The 17,166-nt window shown below is 48.4% G+C and carries 17 protein-coding genes; 16 read left to right on the top strand and 1 reads right to left on the bottom strand.

Annotation, left to right across the window (positions count from 1 at the left end; all coding sequences use genetic code 11):
* Positions 1 to 247 precede the first annotated feature (247 nt).
* From Q0101_RS07995 to Q0101_RS07920, 16 genes are all read left to right on the top strand, one after another.
* On the top strand, positions 248 to 859 hold the full coding sequence (locus Q0101_RS07995; protein WP_297944114.1) for a hypothetical protein: 612 nt from the start codon (positions 248 to 250) through the stop codon (positions 857 to 859).
* A gap of 1 nt (position 860) precedes the next feature.
* A complete protein-coding gene (locus tag Q0101_RS07990; protein ID WP_297944112.1) occupies positions 861 to 2,066 on the top strand; it encodes a PD-(D/E)XK nuclease family protein in 1,206 nt (401 codons plus the stop codon).
* Between the two features lie 146 nt (positions 2,067 to 2,212).
* Positions 2,213 to 2,749 carry a 50S ribosomal protein L25/general stress protein Ctc gene (locus Q0101_RS07985; RefSeq protein WP_297944110.1) on the top strand — a complete coding sequence of 179 codons (537 nt, stop codon included), beginning with the start codon at positions 2,213 to 2,215 and terminating at the stop codon, positions 2,747 to 2,749.
* Positions 2,750 to 2,757: 8 nt separating this feature from the next.
* Positions 2,758 to 3,315, top strand: coding sequence for an aminoacyl-tRNA hydrolase (gene pth, locus Q0101_RS07980; RefSeq protein ID WP_297923961.1), 558 nt, complete (start codon positions 2,758 to 2,760; stop codon positions 3,313 to 3,315).
* Positions 3,312 to 4,358, top strand: a complete 1,047-nt coding sequence (locus tag Q0101_RS07975; RefSeq protein ID WP_297944108.1) for an LptF/LptG family permease — start codon at positions 3,312 to 3,314, stop codon at positions 4,356 to 4,358. The genes pth and Q0101_RS07975 overlap by 4 nt, the downstream gene beginning before the upstream one ends.
* A gap of 45 nt (positions 4,359 to 4,403) precedes the next feature.
* Positions 4,404 to 5,714 (top strand): diaminopimelate decarboxylase, encoded by a 1,311-nt coding sequence (lysA, locus tag Q0101_RS07970; protein ID WP_297944106.1) that lies wholly within the window; start codon positions 4,404 to 4,406, stop codon positions 5,712 to 5,714.
* A complete protein-coding gene (locus Q0101_RS07965) occupies positions 5,711 to 6,148 on the top strand; it encodes a hypothetical protein (RefSeq protein ID WP_297944097.1) in 438 nt (145 codons plus the stop codon). Before lysA ends, Q0101_RS07965 begins: the two co-directional genes overlap by 4 nt.
* Positions 6,132 to 7,208: a prephenate dehydratase gene (gene pheA, locus Q0101_RS07960; RefSeq protein WP_297944118.1), complete on the top strand. Its 1,077-nt coding sequence runs from the start codon at positions 6,132 to 6,134 to the stop codon at positions 7,206 to 7,208. The genes Q0101_RS07965 and pheA overlap by 17 nt, the downstream gene beginning before the upstream one ends.
* Positions 7,208 to 8,317 carry a histidinol-phosphate transaminase gene (hisC, locus tag Q0101_RS07955; RefSeq protein ID WP_297944094.1) on the top strand — a complete coding sequence of 370 codons (1,110 nt, stop codon included), beginning with the start codon at positions 7,208 to 7,210 and terminating at the stop codon, positions 8,315 to 8,317. Before pheA ends, hisC begins: the two co-directional genes overlap by 1 nt.
* Positions 8,307 to 10,139, top strand: a complete 1,833-nt coding sequence (gene dxs, locus Q0101_RS07950) for a 1-deoxy-D-xylulose-5-phosphate synthase (RefSeq protein ID WP_297944092.1) — start codon at positions 8,307 to 8,309, stop codon at positions 10,137 to 10,139. The genes hisC and dxs overlap by 11 nt, the downstream gene beginning before the upstream one ends.
* Before the next feature lie 65 nt (positions 10,140 to 10,204).
* Positions 10,205 to 10,615 carry a Fur family transcriptional regulator gene (locus Q0101_RS07945; protein WP_005869540.1) on the top strand — a complete coding sequence of 137 codons (411 nt, stop codon included), beginning with the start codon at positions 10,205 to 10,207 and terminating at the stop codon, positions 10,613 to 10,615.
* A gap of 48 nt (positions 10,616 to 10,663) precedes the next feature.
* Positions 10,664 to 12,082 carry a CHAD domain-containing protein gene (locus Q0101_RS07940; RefSeq protein ID WP_297944090.1) on the top strand — a complete coding sequence of 473 codons (1,419 nt, stop codon included), beginning with the start codon at positions 10,664 to 10,666 and terminating at the stop codon, positions 12,080 to 12,082.
* Between the two features lie 9 nt (positions 12,083 to 12,091).
* Positions 12,092 to 12,820: a bifunctional demethylmenaquinone methyltransferase/2-methoxy-6-polyprenyl-1,4-benzoquinol methylase UbiE gene (gene ubiE / locus Q0101_RS07935; RefSeq protein WP_297944088.1), complete on the top strand. Its 729-nt coding sequence runs from the start codon at positions 12,092 to 12,094 to the stop codon at positions 12,818 to 12,820.
* Positions 12,813 to 13,979 carry an exodeoxyribonuclease VII large subunit gene (gene xseA / locus Q0101_RS07930; RefSeq protein ID WP_297944085.1) on the top strand — a complete coding sequence of 389 codons (1,167 nt, stop codon included), beginning with the start codon at positions 12,813 to 12,815 and terminating at the stop codon, positions 13,977 to 13,979. The genes ubiE and xseA overlap by 8 nt, the downstream gene beginning before the upstream one ends.
* Before the next feature lie 10 nt (positions 13,980 to 13,989).
* The gene (gene serC / locus Q0101_RS07925) at positions 13,990 to 15,066 is read left to right on the top strand and encodes a phosphoserine transaminase (protein WP_297944082.1); all 1,077 of its coding nucleotides are present in this window, start codon (positions 13,990 to 13,992) and stop codon (positions 15,064 to 15,066) included.
* 415 nt (positions 15,067 to 15,481) lie between these two features.
* Positions 15,482 to 15,721 carry a DUF333 domain-containing protein gene (locus Q0101_RS07920; RefSeq protein ID WP_177388543.1) on the top strand — a complete coding sequence of 80 codons (240 nt, stop codon included), beginning with the start codon at positions 15,482 to 15,484 and terminating at the stop codon, positions 15,719 to 15,721.
* A 448-nt stretch (positions 15,722 to 16,169) separates the two neighbouring features.
* On the opposite strand, the gene Q0101_RS07915 is transcribed toward Q0101_RS07920, so the two are convergent.
* Positions 16,170 to 16,856, bottom strand: a complete 687-nt coding sequence (locus tag Q0101_RS07915; RefSeq protein ID WP_297944078.1) for a hypothetical protein — start codon at positions 16,854 to 16,856, stop codon at positions 16,170 to 16,172.
* Between the last annotated feature and the right edge of the window lie 310 nt (positions 16,857 to 17,166).

Raw genomic sequence — 17,166 nt, 5'->3', positions numbered from 1 at the left:
GGGGTATAATTACACATATCTTTTATAAGGAGCAGGAGATGGCGACACCAAAAAATAGAGTAGGAAAAAACGGCGATAAAAGAGGAAGAGCAGGAAGTTATAGAACTCCCGCTCAAAGAGCCGGAGATAAAAAGCGTCGTAAAAAGTAGTGATCTCGCGCCGAAATTGGGTGCAAGATTAAAATTTAAAGCGCTGCGAGCCGAAACTCTCGGCGCTTTAATAAATTTTAAATCGTGCAAACAACCAAATGGATAAAATTTCATCGCAAGAGAATTTTATGAAATATGAGATAATCGACGTCCATACCGCGCTAGAGATTGTTTTTAAAAATTTTAAATGGACTTTACTCATTGGAATTTTGCTGTTACCATTAGGCGTGGGTGCCGTGATTTTAGTGCTTTTGCCGTTTCAAAGCATTTTGATCTACAACAAAAACAAAAGATACCTGATCGATATGCAAACAGGTAAAATCGCCTTCCCTAGAAGCGATGTTGAAAATAGCATTGTAGCCGTTTTGCTCTGCGCGCCGTATTGGAATTTAATGCGCAGCAGAACCGTCACGGCAGATCAAATCGAGGATATGCGTTTAGAGAAAAAAGAGGTAAAAAGCGCAAATATTTTTAAAATTTTTCTAGCGGTGATTAAATTTTTTAGGATGAGCTCCAAAAATGCAAAAACCGCTAGATTGGGGCGGCGCATTAATGATATCCAAACAAGATATTATCTCTACGTCTTTGGAAGCTTCGGCTCGACGGGATTATATTTTTACGACAAACAAAAGCGCGACGAAGTACGCAACGCCATACGAGAGTGCGTGCGTAAATTTAGCGCTAAAAATATAGATAGGAATTTATTCTGAGATGATAATTATAAATCGAATGTTTTCGGGCGGCTATTTGAACGAGAGCTTGGGGCACGAAATCATCAATCTTTTTAAGGCAGACAACGGCAGGCACTACATCTACGTAAATCCTTACGGCACGATAAACGAGGATGCGAAGGACGCACACAAAGTCCTTTTAGTACGTGCCATCTCGAAACACTGTTTTGAAATTTTAGCTCGCGCTAGCGAGTTAAAACTGCTTTTGAGCGATGAACTTTTTGCTAGCGGCAGAAAGCGTGGCGCTAAAGAGGAGCTTAAAAGACAATCTGAAATGATTGAAGCACAAAATATCGCTTACGGCGGTGTGCTTCTAAACGAGCTATTTGAAAGCGAAAACGATAGCCCCAATGCGGCGTATATAACATTTGAGACGTCGAATTTTAAAAAACCAAGATTTAAATTTTACATCGTTGATGATGAGAAACTGATAGACGAAACGCATTTTTTAGTGCCATTTAAATTTTTCTCGCAATCTTTGAAGCAATATGTCCGCCACGAAAGCGCGCTGGATAAAATTTTCGCGCCCGAGCTTTGGCAGAGCGGCGACACTGCGAAGCGGATCAAACGAGATGAAATTTTAAATTTTAAAGCTAAAGAGCAAAACATCCTAGAGATAATCGGCAAGATGGACGATGAGTTAAGCTTTTCAAATTGGATAGTCTATTATCTGCGAAACGATACGGAACTATTTTTTAAATTTGCAAGTGAAATTTTACGGCTAAACGTAAGCGCGGATGCACAAATTTTAAGAGAATACAAAAATATCGACATTTTTATCAAAGATCAAAATCACGCAATCGTCATCGAAAATAAGATCAAATCCGGCATTAACGGCATTAGACACGATCTGCAAAGCGGCATAGTATGCTCTCAGCTAGATAAATACGCAAAGATTGCCGATAAGCAGGATTCAGGCGGTAGGGCAAAATGCTTTTTGCTTCTACCTGATTATAGCCATGCGGATAGGGAGTTAGCGAAATTTGATGAGTATGAACGTTATTCGGTCATAAGGTACAGCACGCTTTTAAAAATTTTCGAGACTCACGAATGCAGCTTGAAATTCTACGACGAATTCAAAGACGCGTTGCGAAAGCATGCGAGCGAATACAAAAAAGATTTTTATGAAATCATGGGGGAGCGGCTGATTATGACGATTTTACGGCATAGAGGCTTATCGTCGTAATTTATATTGCGATGCACAAAAGACATCCTAACATGCATAAATAAATTCCACTATTGATCGATCTGCATAAAGTCCCATATTTCTTAAATAGATTTAAAGCAATATTTAGCTATTATCACGCTTCATTTTTTCACAAAGGAAACCTAATGTTAGAAGGTATCGTTAGAGATAGTATCGGTAAAAGGGCTTCAAAATCCCTAAAACGAGATGGTTATCTAATCGCTAATATTTATGCGAAAGGATTTGAAAATATTAACGCAGCGTTTAAAGTAAACGACTTTATCAAGGCTATGCGCGCAAAAGAAGATCTTCCTTTCGAGGTTAGCGTGGGCGGTAAGACATATTGCGTTATAGTGCAAGAATACCAAAAGCACCCTGTCACAAATACCCTAACTCACGTAGATTTGCGAGTAGTTCAGGATGACGTCGTAAGCAAATATTTAGTGCCGGTTAAGGTAACTGGCGTCGCTAAAGGACTAAAAAACAAAGGTATTTTGGTGCAATCCAAGCGCCGTATCGCCGTAAAATGCGCCGGCAAAGATCTACCAAACGATTTTACGCTCGATGTGAGTGATCTTGATGTAGGCGATTCGCTTTTGATCCGAGACATTCCGGTAAAAGAGGGCGTCAGCATCATTCTAGACGGCTCAGTAGCGGTAGTCGGAGTTACTTCGGCTAAATAGGGGCGCCTATGATACTGATCGCAGGACTTGGGAATCCTGCTCAGAAATACGCAGATACCAGACACAACGTCGGTTTTATGCTAATCGACGAAATTTTAAAGACGGGCGGCTTTAGCGAGCTCGGCGCGTCTAAATTCCAAGGCGAGCTTTTTAAAAAGGGCTCGCTGCTTCTTCTAAAGCCCCAAACTTTTATGAACTTAAGCGGCAACTCCGTAAAGGCGGTGAATGATTTTTACAAGCCCGAGCGCATCATTGTGGTGCACGACGATATAGATTTGGATCTAGGCGCCGTTAAATTTAAAAAAGGCGGCAGTAGCGGCGGGCACAACGGGATCAAATCGATCGACGCGCTAATCGGCGCGGATTACGAGCGCGTGCGTATCGGCGTGGGTAAAAAACAGCAAGGGCAGGACGCGGCAAATTTCGTACTCGGAAATTTTAACGAAAGTGAGCGCGAGAAGCTGAGTGAAATTTTACCCTATGTCGCGCGCGCGGTAGAAGAGCTCATTTGCTCGGATATAGAGCAGATCGCGCAAAAATTTACGATTAAAAAGGCTAGGGTGTGAAGTTATACGTAAAATACGCGGCTCTTTCCTATCTGAAGTATTTTTTTATCCTTCTAATAGCCCTTGAGTGCTTTTACGTAGGCATCGATGTGCTTACCAATCTCAAAGATTTTCCTTCAAGCGCGAATACTGCTCTTTTGTATATTGCTCTAACCGCAGCGGTCGCGCTTAGTTACACGCTGCCGCTAAGTCTTATTTTTGCGCTTATTTTGATGGGCTTTAATATGATCCGTAGCAACGAGCTGGTGAGCTTTTATGCGCTTGGAGTTAGCAAAAACGCTCTGATAATCCCTCCATTTTTGATCGCACTTGCGATTACTGCAGGCTTTATAGCTTTAAATTCCACCCCGTTTGCATATGCGCTAAAATTTCAAAAGAATTTAACCGATTTATCGCCTGCGGGAGGAGATATGTTTTTGAAATTTGAGGGTAAATATATCTACATCAAAGCTCTAAACGGTAAAAACGCAAATGATATAACGATCTTTGATATGGGTGATAACTCCGTTGCTTCGCGCTCGCACGCAAGCTCTGGCGAATACGCAGGCAAAATTTGGCATCTGCGCGACGTAAATACCACTACTTTACCAGCGCAGCTTAAACTTGGAGGAAGTGGATTAAAAAGTAAGCTTAGCGCGCAGAGCGAGGCGCTTAAGGGCTTTGATCCAAGCTCAATTGCAAGCGTTTATGATACGAGTAATGTATATTCGATCAGGGATGCTTTGCGTTCGATCCGCACCTTTTCGCATCAAGGCGTGAATATCTCCACTATAAAAGCAAGTCTTTATAATATGATATTTTTTCCATTGTTTGCGCCTTTGGCGGTATTGGTGCTGTATTATTACCTGCCCGTTACGGGGCGATTTTTTAATCTTGCGCTACTAAGCTTTGGATTTTTTATCGCTACGCTATGCACTTGGGGTGTGCTTTTCGTGTTAATTAGGTTTTCTCTCAACGGCGTCATCATCCCAGAACTTGGCATTATCGTGCCCATAACAGCGCTATTAGGCTTCGCGGCATTTTTAGTTTTTAAGCATCGTTAAGCCTTGATTTGTTAGAATGGCGCAAAATTTATCGGTGGAAATTCTATGGATTATTCAAGCTTAGCCCGCAAATACGGCACTCCTTTATACGTTTACGATTTTAACGAGATACAAAAGAATTTCATAGCGCTCAAAGAGGCCTTCGCCGCGCGCAAGTCGCTCGTCTGCTTCGCGATCAAGGCAAGCTCGAATTTAAGCATTTTAAAATTTTTATCGGATCTGGGCAGCGGCTTTGACTGCGTCAGCATCGGCGAGCTGCGCCGCGCGCTGTATATCGGCGCAAAGAGCTATAAGATCATATTCTCAGGCGTCGGTAAGCAAGACAGCGAGCTAGAATTTGCGCTAAAGTCGGACATCTTGCTGATAAATTTAGAAAGCGAAGCCGAGATGCTGCGCCTGGAGCGGATCGCGCAAAAGCTAAATAAGCCCGCTCGCATCAGCATCCGCGTAAATCCAAACGTTGACGCTAAGACCCACCCCTACATCTCCACGGGGCTAAATGAGAACAAATTCGGCGTCAGCATCGAGACCGCGCGCAAGATGTATATCTACGCCAAAAAGAGCAAATTTTTAAATCCCGTCGGTATCCACTTTCACATCGGCAGCCAGCTTACAGATATTTCTCCGATCTGCGACGCCGCAAAGATCGTAAGCGATCTGCTGCGCGAGCTGCGAGCCCTTGAGATCGATATAAAATTTTTCGACGTGGGCGGCGGCATCGGCATCCGCTATGAGGATGAAAAACAGATCGTGCTCTACGACTACGCGCAAGGAATTCTAAAGAGCCTAGGCGGTTTAGATGTCACGATCGTGTGCGAGCCGGGGCGCTTCATCACGGGAGCTTCGGGCGTCTTCCTTACTCGCGTGCTTTATGAAAAACAAAACTGCGGCAAGCGCTTCGTCATCGTAGACGGCGCGATGAACGATCTCATACGCCCGAGCCTCTACGGTGCGCACCACGCCATCGAGATCGTTAGCGCCTCGGAGGGTATAAATTTAGATGAAGCTGGCGATAGCGAAGTAAATTTAGGCGGCAGGGGCTCGGATCAAATAAACGGCTCTTGCGCGGCTGAAAAAATTTCAAGCGTAAATTTAGCCGCAGCGAGCCTCTGCGACGTCGTGGGGCCGATCTGCGAAAGCGGCGATTTTTTGGCCAAAGGCGTTAGCCTGCCTAGCCTGCAAAGCGGCGATCTGCTCGCGATCAAAAGCGCCGGCGCCTACGGCTTTTCGATGTCGAGCAACTACAACACCCGCTGCCGCGCCGCCGAGGTTGCGGTTTACGACGGACAGGACCGCCTGATCAGAAAGCGCGAGAGCTTTGATGATCTAATCGCGCTCGAAAAGGATCTCGTATGAGCCGCGCGGCGAGCCGTCCAAAACGGGGCGCAATCTTAAATTTCAAATCCGAGCGCGCAGCGGCTTTAAATTTTAATGCCACGGCGAGTTCGGCCCTAAATTTTAAACGCACTGCTGCTTTAAATTCCAAGCCAGGATGCGTCCCTGCTTTAAATTTCAAATCCGAACAAAATGCGTCTCTAAATTTCACGCCAGAACAAAGCCCCGCTTTAAATTTTAATCTCGGCTCTTTAAATTTCAAATCCCGCTGCGACGAATTTTATCGCGTCTTCTTAGCGCGCGGAAGTTGCGGTGCAGCTATCTTAAGCGATGAAATTTTAGGCTCACGCGGCAAGAATTTCAAAGCACAAAGCAGCAAGAGCGTCGGCGCAAAATTTCTAAAACCGAAATTCAGGGGCGAGCAAAAGGAGGGCTATGATGCAAAACATCGATGATCTGCGCGTTTGTATCGACAGGCTGGATGATGAAATTTTGCGCCTTATCGACGAGCGCATGGGGTTTGTCAAAAAGATCGGCGAGCTGAAGCAGACCGCGGGCAGCGCGATCTACCGCCCGGAGCGCGAGCGCTCGATCATCAGCAGGCTGGACGGCGGAAAGGCGCGAAATTTAAGCAAAGAGGCGATCGAGGCGATATTTTTTGAAATTTTCTCGGTCTCGCGAAATTTAGAAAAGCCGCAGATCGTCGCGTTTTTAGGGCCTTTCGGCACCTATTCGCACCAAGCCGCCAAGAGCCGCTTCGGCGCGGTAAGCTCCTATCTGCCGCTTTCAAACATCGAAGCAGTCTTTAAAGAGCTTGGTAGCGGCGAGGCGAAATACGGCGTCGTGCCGATCGAAAACAACACCGAAGGCGCGGTGGGCGCTACGCTTGATTGCTTGCGAAAATACGAAGGCGTCAAGATCGTCGCCGAAATTTATATGGATATCCACCACTGCTTTGCGAGCCACTGCGACGACGTAAGCACGGTGGATCAGATATTCTCGCATCCGCAAGGATACAATCAGTGCCTTAAATTTTTAGACGATCACGGCCTTAGCGGCGTTAAATTTACCGCGACCAAATCGACCGCGCTTGCGGCGCAGATGGCAGCCGCCACGCCGCACTCCGCCGCGATCTGCTCCAAGATCGCCGCCGATCTTTACGGCGTGCCGATGATGTTTCAAAAGATCGAGGACAACTCCGCCAACCGCACGCGCTTTTTCGTGCTGAGCGACTTTAAAAACCAAAAAAGCGACCGCAACAAAACGAGCATCCTAGCCAAAACCGACGACCGCCCGGGCGGGCTCGTGGACTTTTTGCAGATGTTTCGCAACGAGGGGATAAATTTAACCAAGCTCGAAAGTCGCCCGGTCAAACTTAGGGATTTTAAAAGCGTCTTTTACATCGATTTTGAAGGACACATCGACGACGAGCGCGTGGCGCGCGTGCTGCAAAACGCGCAGAAAAACGGACACGAAGTCACCTGGCTGGGAAGCTATATAAACGGAGGGGAGTGATGAAATTTAACGAATTTGTAGAAAATCTAAGCAATTACGAAGCGGGTAAGCCGATCGAGCTTGTGGTGCGCGAGTTTGGTATCCGCAAGCAGGACGTGCTAAAGCTTGCCAGCAACGAAAATCCCTTCGGCACGAGCGAAGCGGTGCAGGAGGCGATCGTGCAAAATGCGGCACGCGCGCATCTTTACCCTGATGATTCGATGTATGAGCTAAAGGGGGCGCTCGCATTAAAATTCGGCGTAGAGCCGCAAAATATCATCATCGGCGCGGGCAGCGATCAGATCATCGAGTTTGCGCTGCATGCCAAGCTCAATTCGCGCTGCGCGATACTGCAAGCGGGCGTCACTTTCGCGATGTACGGCATCTACGCAAGCCATTGCGAGGCTAAAGTTTACAAAACGAGTGCGCAGGAGCACGATCTGGCTGAGCTTTTAAAAATTTATAACGCGCACAGGGATGAAATTTCGGTCATCTTTTTGTGCGTGCCGAACAACCCGCTTGGCGAGTGCTTGGATGCGGAGGCTGTGTATGAGTTCGCTCGAAGCGTGGATGAGGATACGCTTTTAGTGATCGATGCCGCATACAACGAATTTGCGGCGTTTAAAGATGAACGCAAAAAGCTCGATCCGAAATTTTTAATTCAAAATTTTAAAAACGTGCTCTATCTAGGTACCTTCTCAAAGGTCTACGGCCTAGGCGGTATGCGCGTAGGCTACGGCATCGCGCCGCGCGTAATCATAAGCGCGCTTTATAAGCTGCGACCGCCCTTTAACATCACGACGCTTAGCCTCGCAGCGGCGATTGCGGCGCTAAAAGACGAGGCTTTCGTGCAAAAGAGCCTGCAAAACAACGCCGCGCAGATGAGCCGCTTCGAGGATTTTGCGCACGAGCGAAATTTGGAATTTATCCCTAGCTACGCAAATTTCATCACGTTTAAACTTAGCCCGCCGATAGATAGCAGCGAGCTTTGCGAGCAGCTTCTGCGCCGCGGCATCATCATTCGAAATTTAAAAAGCTATGGGCTAAACGCCGTGCGCATCACGATCGGCACACAGGGGCAAAACGATCGCGTCTTGGGCGCTTTGGGAGAAATTTTAAGTGGATATTAAAAATAAAAGCCTAGAGGAGCTACGGGAGCTTTGCACACAGATCAGAGCGCGCATAATCGAAGTCGTGAGCAAAAACGGCGGTCATCTAAGCTCAAATATGGGCGCGGTCGAGCTCATCGTGGCGATGCACTACGTATTCGACGTCACGAGCGATCCGTTTATCTTTGATGTGAGCCATCAAAGCTACGCGCACAAGCTTCTGACGGATCGCTGGGAGGAGTTCGGCTCGCTTAGGCAGTTTGGCGGTATCAGCGGCTACACGAAACCCAGCGAGAGTAAATTTGACTACTTCGTCGCAGGACACGCCTCGACGTCGATCTCTTTAGCCGTGGGCGCGGCAAAAGCGATAAGCCTAAAGCACGAAGATCGCGTGCCGGTCGTACTCATCGGCGACGGCTCGATGAGCGGCGGTATGACTTATGAGGCGATGAACGAGTTAGGAGATCTGCGCCTGCCCTGCATCATCATCCTAAACGACAACAAAATGAGTATCAGCAAGCCTATCGGCGCCTTTAGTAAGTACCTAAGCCAAGCGATGGCGGGCGAGACATATCAAAAATTTAAATCCCACGTAAGAGAGCTGCTCTCTCACGCTCCGCAAAGCGCGACATATATGGCAAAGCGCTTTGAAAATTCCTTAAAGCTCATCATCCCTGGGATGTATTTTGAGGAGCTTGGGCTTGATTACATCGGTCCCGTGGACGGACATAATCTAGAGGATATAATATCGGCGCTAAAGACGGCAAAAAGCGCGCGCAAACCCGTCGTCGTGCACGCTCAAACGATCAAAGGCAAGGGCTATGATAAGGCCGAGGGATATTTGGAGAGCTGGCACGGCGTAGGGCCTTTCGACATTCAAAGCGGAGAATTTAAGAAAAAATCAGCCACCAAAAGCGCCACGCAAATTTACGCCGAGGCACTTTTAAATTTAGCCGCTAAGCATGAAAACGTCGTGGGCGTGACCGCTGCGATGCCAAGCGGCACGGGTATGGATAAGCTGATCGAGAAATTTCCTCACCGCTTCTGGGATGTCGCGATCGCCGAGCCTCACGCGCTAAGCTCGATGGCTGCGATGGCACGCGAGGGTTTTAAGCCGTACGTTACGATATATTCGACCTTTATGCAGCGCGCGTTTGATCAGATCGTCCATGACGCGGCGATTATGAACTTAAATTTAGTCCTTGCGATGGATCGCGCGGGCATCGTGGGCGAAGACGGCGAGACGCACGAGGGGGTCTTTGACGTGAGCTTCTTAAATGCGATCCCAAACGTCAGTATGTGCGCGCCGCGTGACGAGACGAGCTTTAAACGAATCATCGAGTACTCCTACGCGCACGAAGGGGTTTTGGCGATCCGCTATCCGCGCGGAAGCTTTATCTTGGGCTGCGACGAGACTGGCGCATCTGTAGTAGAGCTTGCAAAATCGGTGTTTCTGAAGCGCAGCGATAGCGCGCGAGTAGCGTTCATCGGCTACGGAAACGGCGCTGGTAGAGCGTATAAAACGGCCGAGGCGCTGGAGGGGCAGATCGAAGCAGACGTCGTGGATCTAGTCTTTGTAAAGCCTTTAGACGCCGAGTTTTTGCGAAGCTTGGCTCGCAAAGATAAAATTTGGTACGTCTTTAGCGACAATGCCAAAAAGGGCGGCGTCGGTGAAATTTTAAGCGCATTTTTGCAAGAAAATGAAATTTCGGACGTAAAGATCGTGAGCTTCGAATTTGCTGATATCTTTTTACCGCACGGCAAGACCGCCGACGTGGAGCGTAGCTTGGGCTTGGATATCCAAACTCTAACCGAGCGAATATTAAGTGATAAAAAGTATTAGTTAATATCAACTTTGTTTAAAGTAAAATTTGATAATATCACTTTAAAATTTTTTGAAGGACAAAAATGAGCCACGTAGAACTACTCAAAACTTGCGGTTTGAAAGCAACTCCTCAAAGATTGTGCATCCTAAAGGTGCTGGATCGCCACGAACATCCAAGTATAGATGACCTATACGAGGGGATCAAGGAGGACTATCCATCCATTTCGCTAGCGACGGTTTATAAAAATTTAAACACCCTGCTCGACGAAGGCGTCGTAGTCGAGGTCAATGCGCCGAATAAAAAGAGTCGCTACGACATTTATCAGATGCCGCACATCCACGTCGTATGCGAAAAATGCGGCAATGTCACGGATCTTTTCATGGATGATGCCTTTAATAAGGACGTTTTAAAAAACATCGAGCGCAAAGCGGGCAATTTCATCCGCAAGCTAAATATCACGGCTACGGTCGAAGACTGCGAAAAGTGTAGATAGTTTAAAGAATTTTCTGCTATTATTACCCACTTTATTTTTGGAGCGGGTATGCAAACTAAGCGTAAATTTTTATTGAGCGACGATTCGATTCTGCGGACGCTAGAGCGTGCGGGGCTGAAATGTCGCAAGGTAAAGATCGCTTGGTTTTATACTTCGTTCTATCCCGAAATTTACTACATCCGCCAAAACGACGAATGCTCTTTGCACCATAAAAAAGAGGATCTTGACAGACAAACTCTAAATTTTAAAATTTCAAAAGATGATTTCAAAGAGGCTTTAAAAAGCAGGATCGCCCGAGTCGTGCAAAAGAACCGTTACGGCTTTGCCAGTGACGAAGCGGAGTTTTGGCTAGAGCTTTACGGCGGCGAGCTAAGCACGCTCGTGATTTTACGAGCGAAATTTCAAAGCGAGGCGGCAAGCGCAAATTTTGATTTTGCAAAAACCTTCGGCAGCACCGATTTTTGCGAGATCACCGACGATTATCGCTACAAAAGCCGCTATCTGGCGCGCTACGGTATCCCGCCGCGCTCGCTTGATTTCGCGCACGCCCGCAGTGTTTTTAAAAAATTTAGCCGAGTTAAATTTTTCGCGCCGCCCTATGCGGACAGCGTTAAGCTCGCGCGTTTGGCGCTTGAGCTAGCGTGGACGAGGGCGTGCGGCGCAAAGAGCGAATATCAAAAAAGCCTAGCCCCCGAAGCGCTTCACGAGCTGCGCGTGCAGATTCGTAAATTTAGAGCCGTTTTGAAGCTATCCGCGCCGCTTTTCGAAGCTGAAAAAAAGGATGAAATTTTAAAACTCCTCGCAGAATTTATGAGCCGCAGCAATCAGCTGCGAGACCTTCACGTTTTTGCGGAGTTTTTAAAAGCCGACGACGCGCCTGCGAGCTTTTTGCAGCAGCTAAATCTTATCGCAAAGCGCTCGGAGGATAAAATTTTAGAATTTCTTTCTAGTTCGGAATTTGCAGATTTAAGCGGCGCTATTAGCGGCTTTCTAAGCGGCGCGGATGGTATCTACGCACGCAGCGAATATGAAAAAATTTCAAAAAAGTTCGCCTCCGCCCGCCTTTGCAAGCTGATTAAAAGCTTGCGCGCAGAGCTAAAAAATTTAAAGCAAGGCTCATCTCTGCAGGCATTTCACGACGTGCGCATAGGGCTAAAGAGGCTGCGATACGCGCTTGAAATTTTTGCAAGAAGCTTTGATGAAGGCTGCGTCAGGGAGCTGTTTAAACGCACCAAGGCCGCCTGCGAGGATTTCGGCGCGCTGCAAGATATCAGCGTATGGCAAAATTTCATCGCGATCTATCAAAAAGCAAGCGATAAAAGCGGCGTCGCGTTTGCGTATCTGCTGGCTCTGGACGCCCGCCTAAACGATCGCCGCGCCGAGCTGGAGGAAAAAATTTTAAATGAAAAAGAGGCTCTTTTGCGCGCGCTGAAAAGATCGCTGCGTAAAATCAAAGCATACGAATAAGGAAAGCCCGTGCAAAAACAGGAAAAAATTATAAAGATGTTCGATGAGATCGCGCCTACCTACGATCTGGCAAACCGCGCCATCAGCTTCGGCGTGGACGTTTCGTGGCGCAAAAAAGCGGTCGAACTGACGCTTGAAAAGCTTAAAGGAAAGCTCGTGAGTATCGCCGACGTCGCGTGTGGTACGGGCGATATGATAAGCTCATGGCGCGACGGCGCGGCGCAGCGCGGCGTGCAGATCGAGCGGATCGTGGGGATCGATCCTAGCGAGGGGATGCTTGAGGTAGCGAGGCAAAAATTTCCTGGCTGCGAGTTTATCAAGGCAACCGCGGGCGCTACGACGTTGGATGACGCGAGCGTGGATATTTTAAGCATCAGCTATGGCATAAGAAACGTCGTGGAGCTGGACGCGGCGCTTGCGGAGTTTAATCGGATCATCAAACCGGGCGGCTCGCTCGTGGTTTTGGAATTTACCAAAGCCGCAAGCGGCGGGCTCGCGTTTAAAATCAGAGATTTTTACGTGAGCAAAATTTTGCCCAAAATCGGCGCCTTTATCTCGAAAAATAAAGAAGCCTACGAGTATCTGCCAAGCTCCATCGGTAGCTTCCTAGACGCCGCGAGCTTTAGCGAAAAGCTCAAAAATGCGGGCTTTGAGCTGCGCGTGCAAAAGGGCTTCAGCTTCGACGTCAGCACGCTTTTCATCGCGGAGAAAATCGTGCGGAAGAGCGACGATGCTTAGCGTAAGCGAGCTCAACGCCCAAGCCAAGACGCTTTTGGAGACGAGCTTTAGCTTCGTCGAAGTCGAGGGCGAAATATCTAAGCTTAGAATTCAAAGTACGAGCGGGCACTGGTATTTCACGATCAAAGACGCGAGCGCGGCAATCGATTGCGCGATGTTTAAATTTAACGCCACGCGGATAAATTTTATCCCCGCCGTCGGCGATAAACTCATCGTAAGCGGCAAGGTCTCGCTCTACGCCCCAACGGGCGCATATCAGATTCAGGTATCAAATATCCGCAAAAGCGGTGAGGGCGAGCTGGAAGCGGCATTTGCCGCGCTAAAGCAGAAGCTTAGCAAAGAGGGGCTTTTCGATGCCGCGCACAAAAAACAGCTTCCGAAATTTGCCCAAAGCATCGCGATCATCACGAGCGCGGGTTCTGCGGCGCAGGCGGATATGCTTCGCACGGCACAGGACCGCTTCGCGCTTTGCAAGATCGATCTGTATAACGCGCTAGTGCAAGGCGAGGGCGCGCCTGCTTCGATCATAAGCGCATTGCGCGTAGCCGACGAGAAGGGCTACGATGCGATCGTAATCGCTCGCGGCGGCGGCTCGCGCGAGGATCTGTGGTGCTTCAACGACGAGACCTTGGCGCGCGCGATCTACGCGGCCAAAACGCCCGTCATCTCGGCGGTCGGGCACGAGATCGATTTTAGCATCAGCGATTTCGTAGCCGATCACCGAAGCCTCACGCCCACCGCCGCGATGATCGACCTGCTGCCCGATATTTGCGCGATCTTTCAGAGCCTAGACGGCATAAGCGACGCGTTTGATAGGCTGATAAAAGATAAAATTTCATCCGCACAAAACGTGCTGAGCCTTGCAGCTTTAGAGCTTAAATCAAAATCGATCGAGCCAAAAATTTCAGGCTCGCTCGCGGGGCTTTTAAATTTCGAGCTTAAATTTAAAAATTTTATCGGCTCCAAGCTAAGCGCCGCAGAGCATACGCTAAGCGCTAAGGATGAGCTTTTGGCGCAAAAGGCGAAATTTTTTGAGATCACCAAAGACCTCGTTCAAATCCAAAAGGACGGCAAAACGGTGAGCTTGGGCGAGCTTGCCGCGGGCGACGAGTTCGTCCTTTGCTCACAGCAGCTCAGCAAAAACGCAAAAATCATCTAAAGGAGGCAAAATGGATAGGGTTTTAAATTTTAGCGCAGGACCTAGCACCATCCCGCTAGGCGTGCTAAAGCAGGCGCAAGAGGAGCTGCTAAACTACGCAGGGCGCGGATTTTCGATAATGGAGATCTCGCACCGCACTAAAATTTTCGAGGAAGTTTTGCATAGCGCGATGAGCAGCGTGCGCGATCTCTATGGCTTTTCGGACGATTTTACGATTTTGTTTTTACAAGGCGGTGCGAGCCTTCAGTTCGCGCAGGTGCCGATGAACCTATACGCAGGCGGCGTCGCAGAATACGCCAACACGGGTAACTGGACAAGTAAAGCGATCAAGGAAGCGGGCGTGCTCGGCATAAACTACCGCGTGGTCGCAAGCAGCGAGGAGAGCAAATTCGACCGCATCCCGGAGGTTAAATTCTCTGACGGCGCGGACTACGGCTACATCTGCTCGAACAACACGATCTACGGCACGCAGTATCCGCAGCTACCGCAGTGCGGCTGCCCGCTCGTGGTCGATAGCTCGAGCGATCTGTTTTCGCGACCCGTGGATCTTAGCAGCGTGGGGATGTTTTACGGCGGCATTCAGAAAAACGGCGGGCCCGCGGGCGTTACGATGGTAGCGATCCGCAAGGATCTGCTGGATCGCGCAAATCCCAAAACGCCGATGATCCTGCGCTACAAGACGCAGGCGGACGCGGACTCGATGAGTAACACCCCGAATACCTTCGGAATTTACATGCTAAATTTAATGCTCGGCTGGATCAAAGACGAGATCGGCGGGCTCGCGGCGATGCACGAGCGCAACAAGCGCAAAGCGGCGCTACTCTACGGCGCGATCGATGCCAGCGGCGGCTTCTACCGCGGCCACGCGCAAAAGGAGAGCCGCAGCCTAATGAATGTGAGCTTTAATATCGCAGACGCCGCGCTTGAGCCCGTCTTCGTCGCGCAAGCGGAGGCGAAGGAGATGATCGGGCTTAAAGGACACCGCGTTTTAGGTGGCATCCGCGCCTCGATCTACAACGCGATAAACTACGAAGACGTTGAAAAACTAGTCTCCTTTATGAGCGAGTTTGCGCGCAAAAACGGCTAGCGGCGGTTAAATTTAGAGGGTTTGAACGCGGCTCGCGCTTATAGACGAGATTGTTTAGGATCCGCGCTTGCCTTGTCGCTGAGCTGGTATTTGTGATAACTCTCGCTTTTATAGCCGGTATTTTACGGCAGAAATAGTTTTGATGCGGCTTGGATTTCGCTGCTAGAATTTTATTGAAGGCAAAATTTTATGATGTTAAATTTTGCATTGGATGAAGTCTGATGGCTTTGATTTTGCAGCGGCGAGCGGACTTGGCGCTGCTGGGATTTATTAGGTAGGATTTAACATTTAAAACGCTATTATCGGTGTTCAAGGAAGGCGGTTTATTTATTTAGGCGCAGGTTGCTTAGTGTACCTAGCGCCTAAAATACAAGCTTAACCCTAAAAACGGGCAAAATTAAACGAAAGGATTTAAATGAGTTTTAAGAGATTTTTTGCAGTGGCGCTTGCGGTGGGCGCTTTCGCTTCGGTGAGCGCAGAGGCTAGCGCTGCTGGGGATTTTTGTATCAAAAATGGCGGCGAGCTGATCGTCCGCAAAGACGGCAACGGCGTGGATTACACCGTTTGTAAGCTGCCTGACGGCACTATGATCGATGCTGAAGAATTTTATAAAACAGGCGGCGATTTGAGCAAATTTAAGAGCGTAAATCGATAGAATTTTATCGATTGTGAGATTTGCAGCAGCGAAATTCCATAAAATTCTGCGTCAAAATTCCTCTTTAAAATTTAGATAAATTATAACTAGCAAGCGTTAGCGCAAGTAAATTATTTGGGTACCTCATACAAAGTGAGGACAGCAGAGTGATGGAAGGAATTCAATTATCCAAATGTTAACGATGTGTGGAGATTTTGCTCTGGCAAGGCGCTGAAAGCGGCGGCTACGCAAAGCAGAAATATTTTAAGCGACTTGACGCGACGTAGGCAACCTGCTAGATGCTTGATTACGACGCAGGTTTTTTTGGATATGCGATAAGCGTTTGTGCCCATACTTGCTGAACTTAAATTTTAGCCGTTCGTGGACGTCGCTCGCTTCTTTTTTTTTTGAAAGGCTCAAATTTTAGTCACTTTGTGAGCGCCCATTCGCTTCCTTTGCCTGCGTAAATTTAGCGCGTAAAAACCACGACCTCGCCGCGATCAAACGTGATCTGCCGTCCCGCTAGATACAGCTCGAAGTAGGGCTTCAAAAAGTCCTCCTGCGGCCTTTGCGCGTAGTTTGGATACTGCAAGTACGCCGAGAGCAGGTAGTCGCAGTCGATCGAATAATACGCTTCGCCGAGCACCCATAGCTTCGTATCGAGCTTGGGCGAATCTATCATCCACTCCGTGATCGCCTCATAGACGGCGTTCGCAAGCCCATCTTTGTTATGCGCGAGATCAAAGCTCTCCTGCACGCGAGCGGATTTTATCTGCTCAAGCATCTCTAAAAGCTCATCATCGCCGAGAAACTCGGCGAAAATTTTTAAATTTTGAACGTGCGCTAAAGCTAGGCTCTTAAGCGCTTCGTCATCAAATTTCGGATTCTGCGGCGGGCAAAAATATCCGGGAGCCACACCTCGACCAAACGCCTCTCGCGTTTGCTGCGCCGTGACCGCATATATCGGCATTATGCGCGTTTGCAGCTCAGCGCCACTTTGCAGCGGCGCAAACACCGCCTCCACGCCCGCGTCCTCAGGCATAAAGCACTGAAAAAGTCCGTAAAACTTATCCTGCAGATCGATCTCTTCGCAATCTAAGCTTAAATCTAGCCCCACAACCTCGTTAATGCGACTAGCGTATTCGAAATTCGTCATCTTCGCCCTTTTAAATTTTGACCGTCAAAGCGTTTGCGTGGAATTTTACCTAAATTTTACGCATTTGCCGAATTAAAATTTATGCGCGATGAGACTTTTGTAGAATTTAAAATTTAGCGGTTCGGTTTGGGTTCAGTACTGCGACAACGCGGCGGATAGATTGGCGGCGGCAGGTTGTCGCGTGACGGGGTGATGAGCGGCGGCAGATAGGTTATCGTGCGGCGGGAGAGCGGCACCTGACGGCGGCACCTACGGCGCGTGACGACAGGGGTAGCCGATGATCGCGACCGCAGCGCTCGCAGTCCACTTG

The organism is uncultured Campylobacter sp., assembly GCF_937921625.1.
Taxonomy (GTDB): Bacteria; Campylobacterota; Campylobacteria; order Campylobacterales; family Campylobacteraceae; genus Campylobacter_B.
This window is presented reverse-complemented; position numbering and strand designations above follow the sequence as displayed.

Bases quoted from the DNA above. Each gene is read 5' to 3' on its own strand.
- Q0101_RS07985 (WP_297944110.1), top strand. From the start codon at position 2,213: ATGTTAGAAGGTATCGTTAGAGATAGTATCGGTAAAAGGGCTTCAAAA.
- lysA (WP_297944106.1), top strand. From the start codon at position 4,404: ATGGATTATTCAAGCTTAGCCCGCAAATACGGCACTCCTTTATACGTT.
- hisC (WP_297944094.1), top strand. From the start codon at position 7,208: ATGAAATTTAACGAATTTGTAGAAAATCTAAGCAATTACGAAGCGGGT.
- pheA (WP_297944118.1), top strand. From the start codon at position 6,132: ATGCAAAACATCGATGATCTGCGCGTTTGTATCGACAGGCTGGATGAT.
- Q0101_RS07965 (WP_297944097.1), top strand. From the start codon at position 5,711: ATGAGCCGCGCGGCGAGCCGTCCAAAACGGGGCGCAATCTTAAATTTC.
- Q0101_RS07915 (WP_297944078.1), bottom strand. From the start codon at position 16,856: ATGACGAATTTCGAATACGCTAGTCGCATTAACGAGGTTGTGGGGCTA.
- Q0101_RS07945 (WP_005869540.1), top strand. From the start codon at position 10,205: ATGAGCCACGTAGAACTACTCAAAACTTGCGGTTTGAAAGCAACTCCT.
- serC (WP_297944082.1), top strand. From the start codon at position 13,990: ATGGATAGGGTTTTAAATTTTAGCGCAGGACCTAGCACCATCCCGCTA.
- Q0101_RS07940 (WP_297944090.1), top strand. From the start codon at position 10,664: ATGCAAACTAAGCGTAAATTTTTATTGAGCGACGATTCGATTCTGCGG.
- Q0101_RS07920 (WP_177388543.1), top strand. From the start codon at position 15,482: ATGAGTTTTAAGAGATTTTTTGCAGTGGCGCTTGCGGTGGGCGCTTTC.
- Q0101_RS07995 (WP_297944114.1), top strand. From the start codon at position 248: ATGGATAAAATTTCATCGCAAGAGAATTTTATGAAATATGAGATAATC.
- Q0101_RS07990 (WP_297944112.1), top strand. From the start codon at position 861: ATGATAATTATAAATCGAATGTTTTCGGGCGGCTATTTGAACGAGAGC.
- xseA (WP_297944085.1), top strand. From the start codon at position 12,813: ATGCTTAGCGTAAGCGAGCTCAACGCCCAAGCCAAGACGCTTTTGGAG.
- pth (WP_297923961.1), top strand. From the start codon at position 2,758: ATGATACTGATCGCAGGACTTGGGAATCCTGCTCAGAAATACGCAGAT.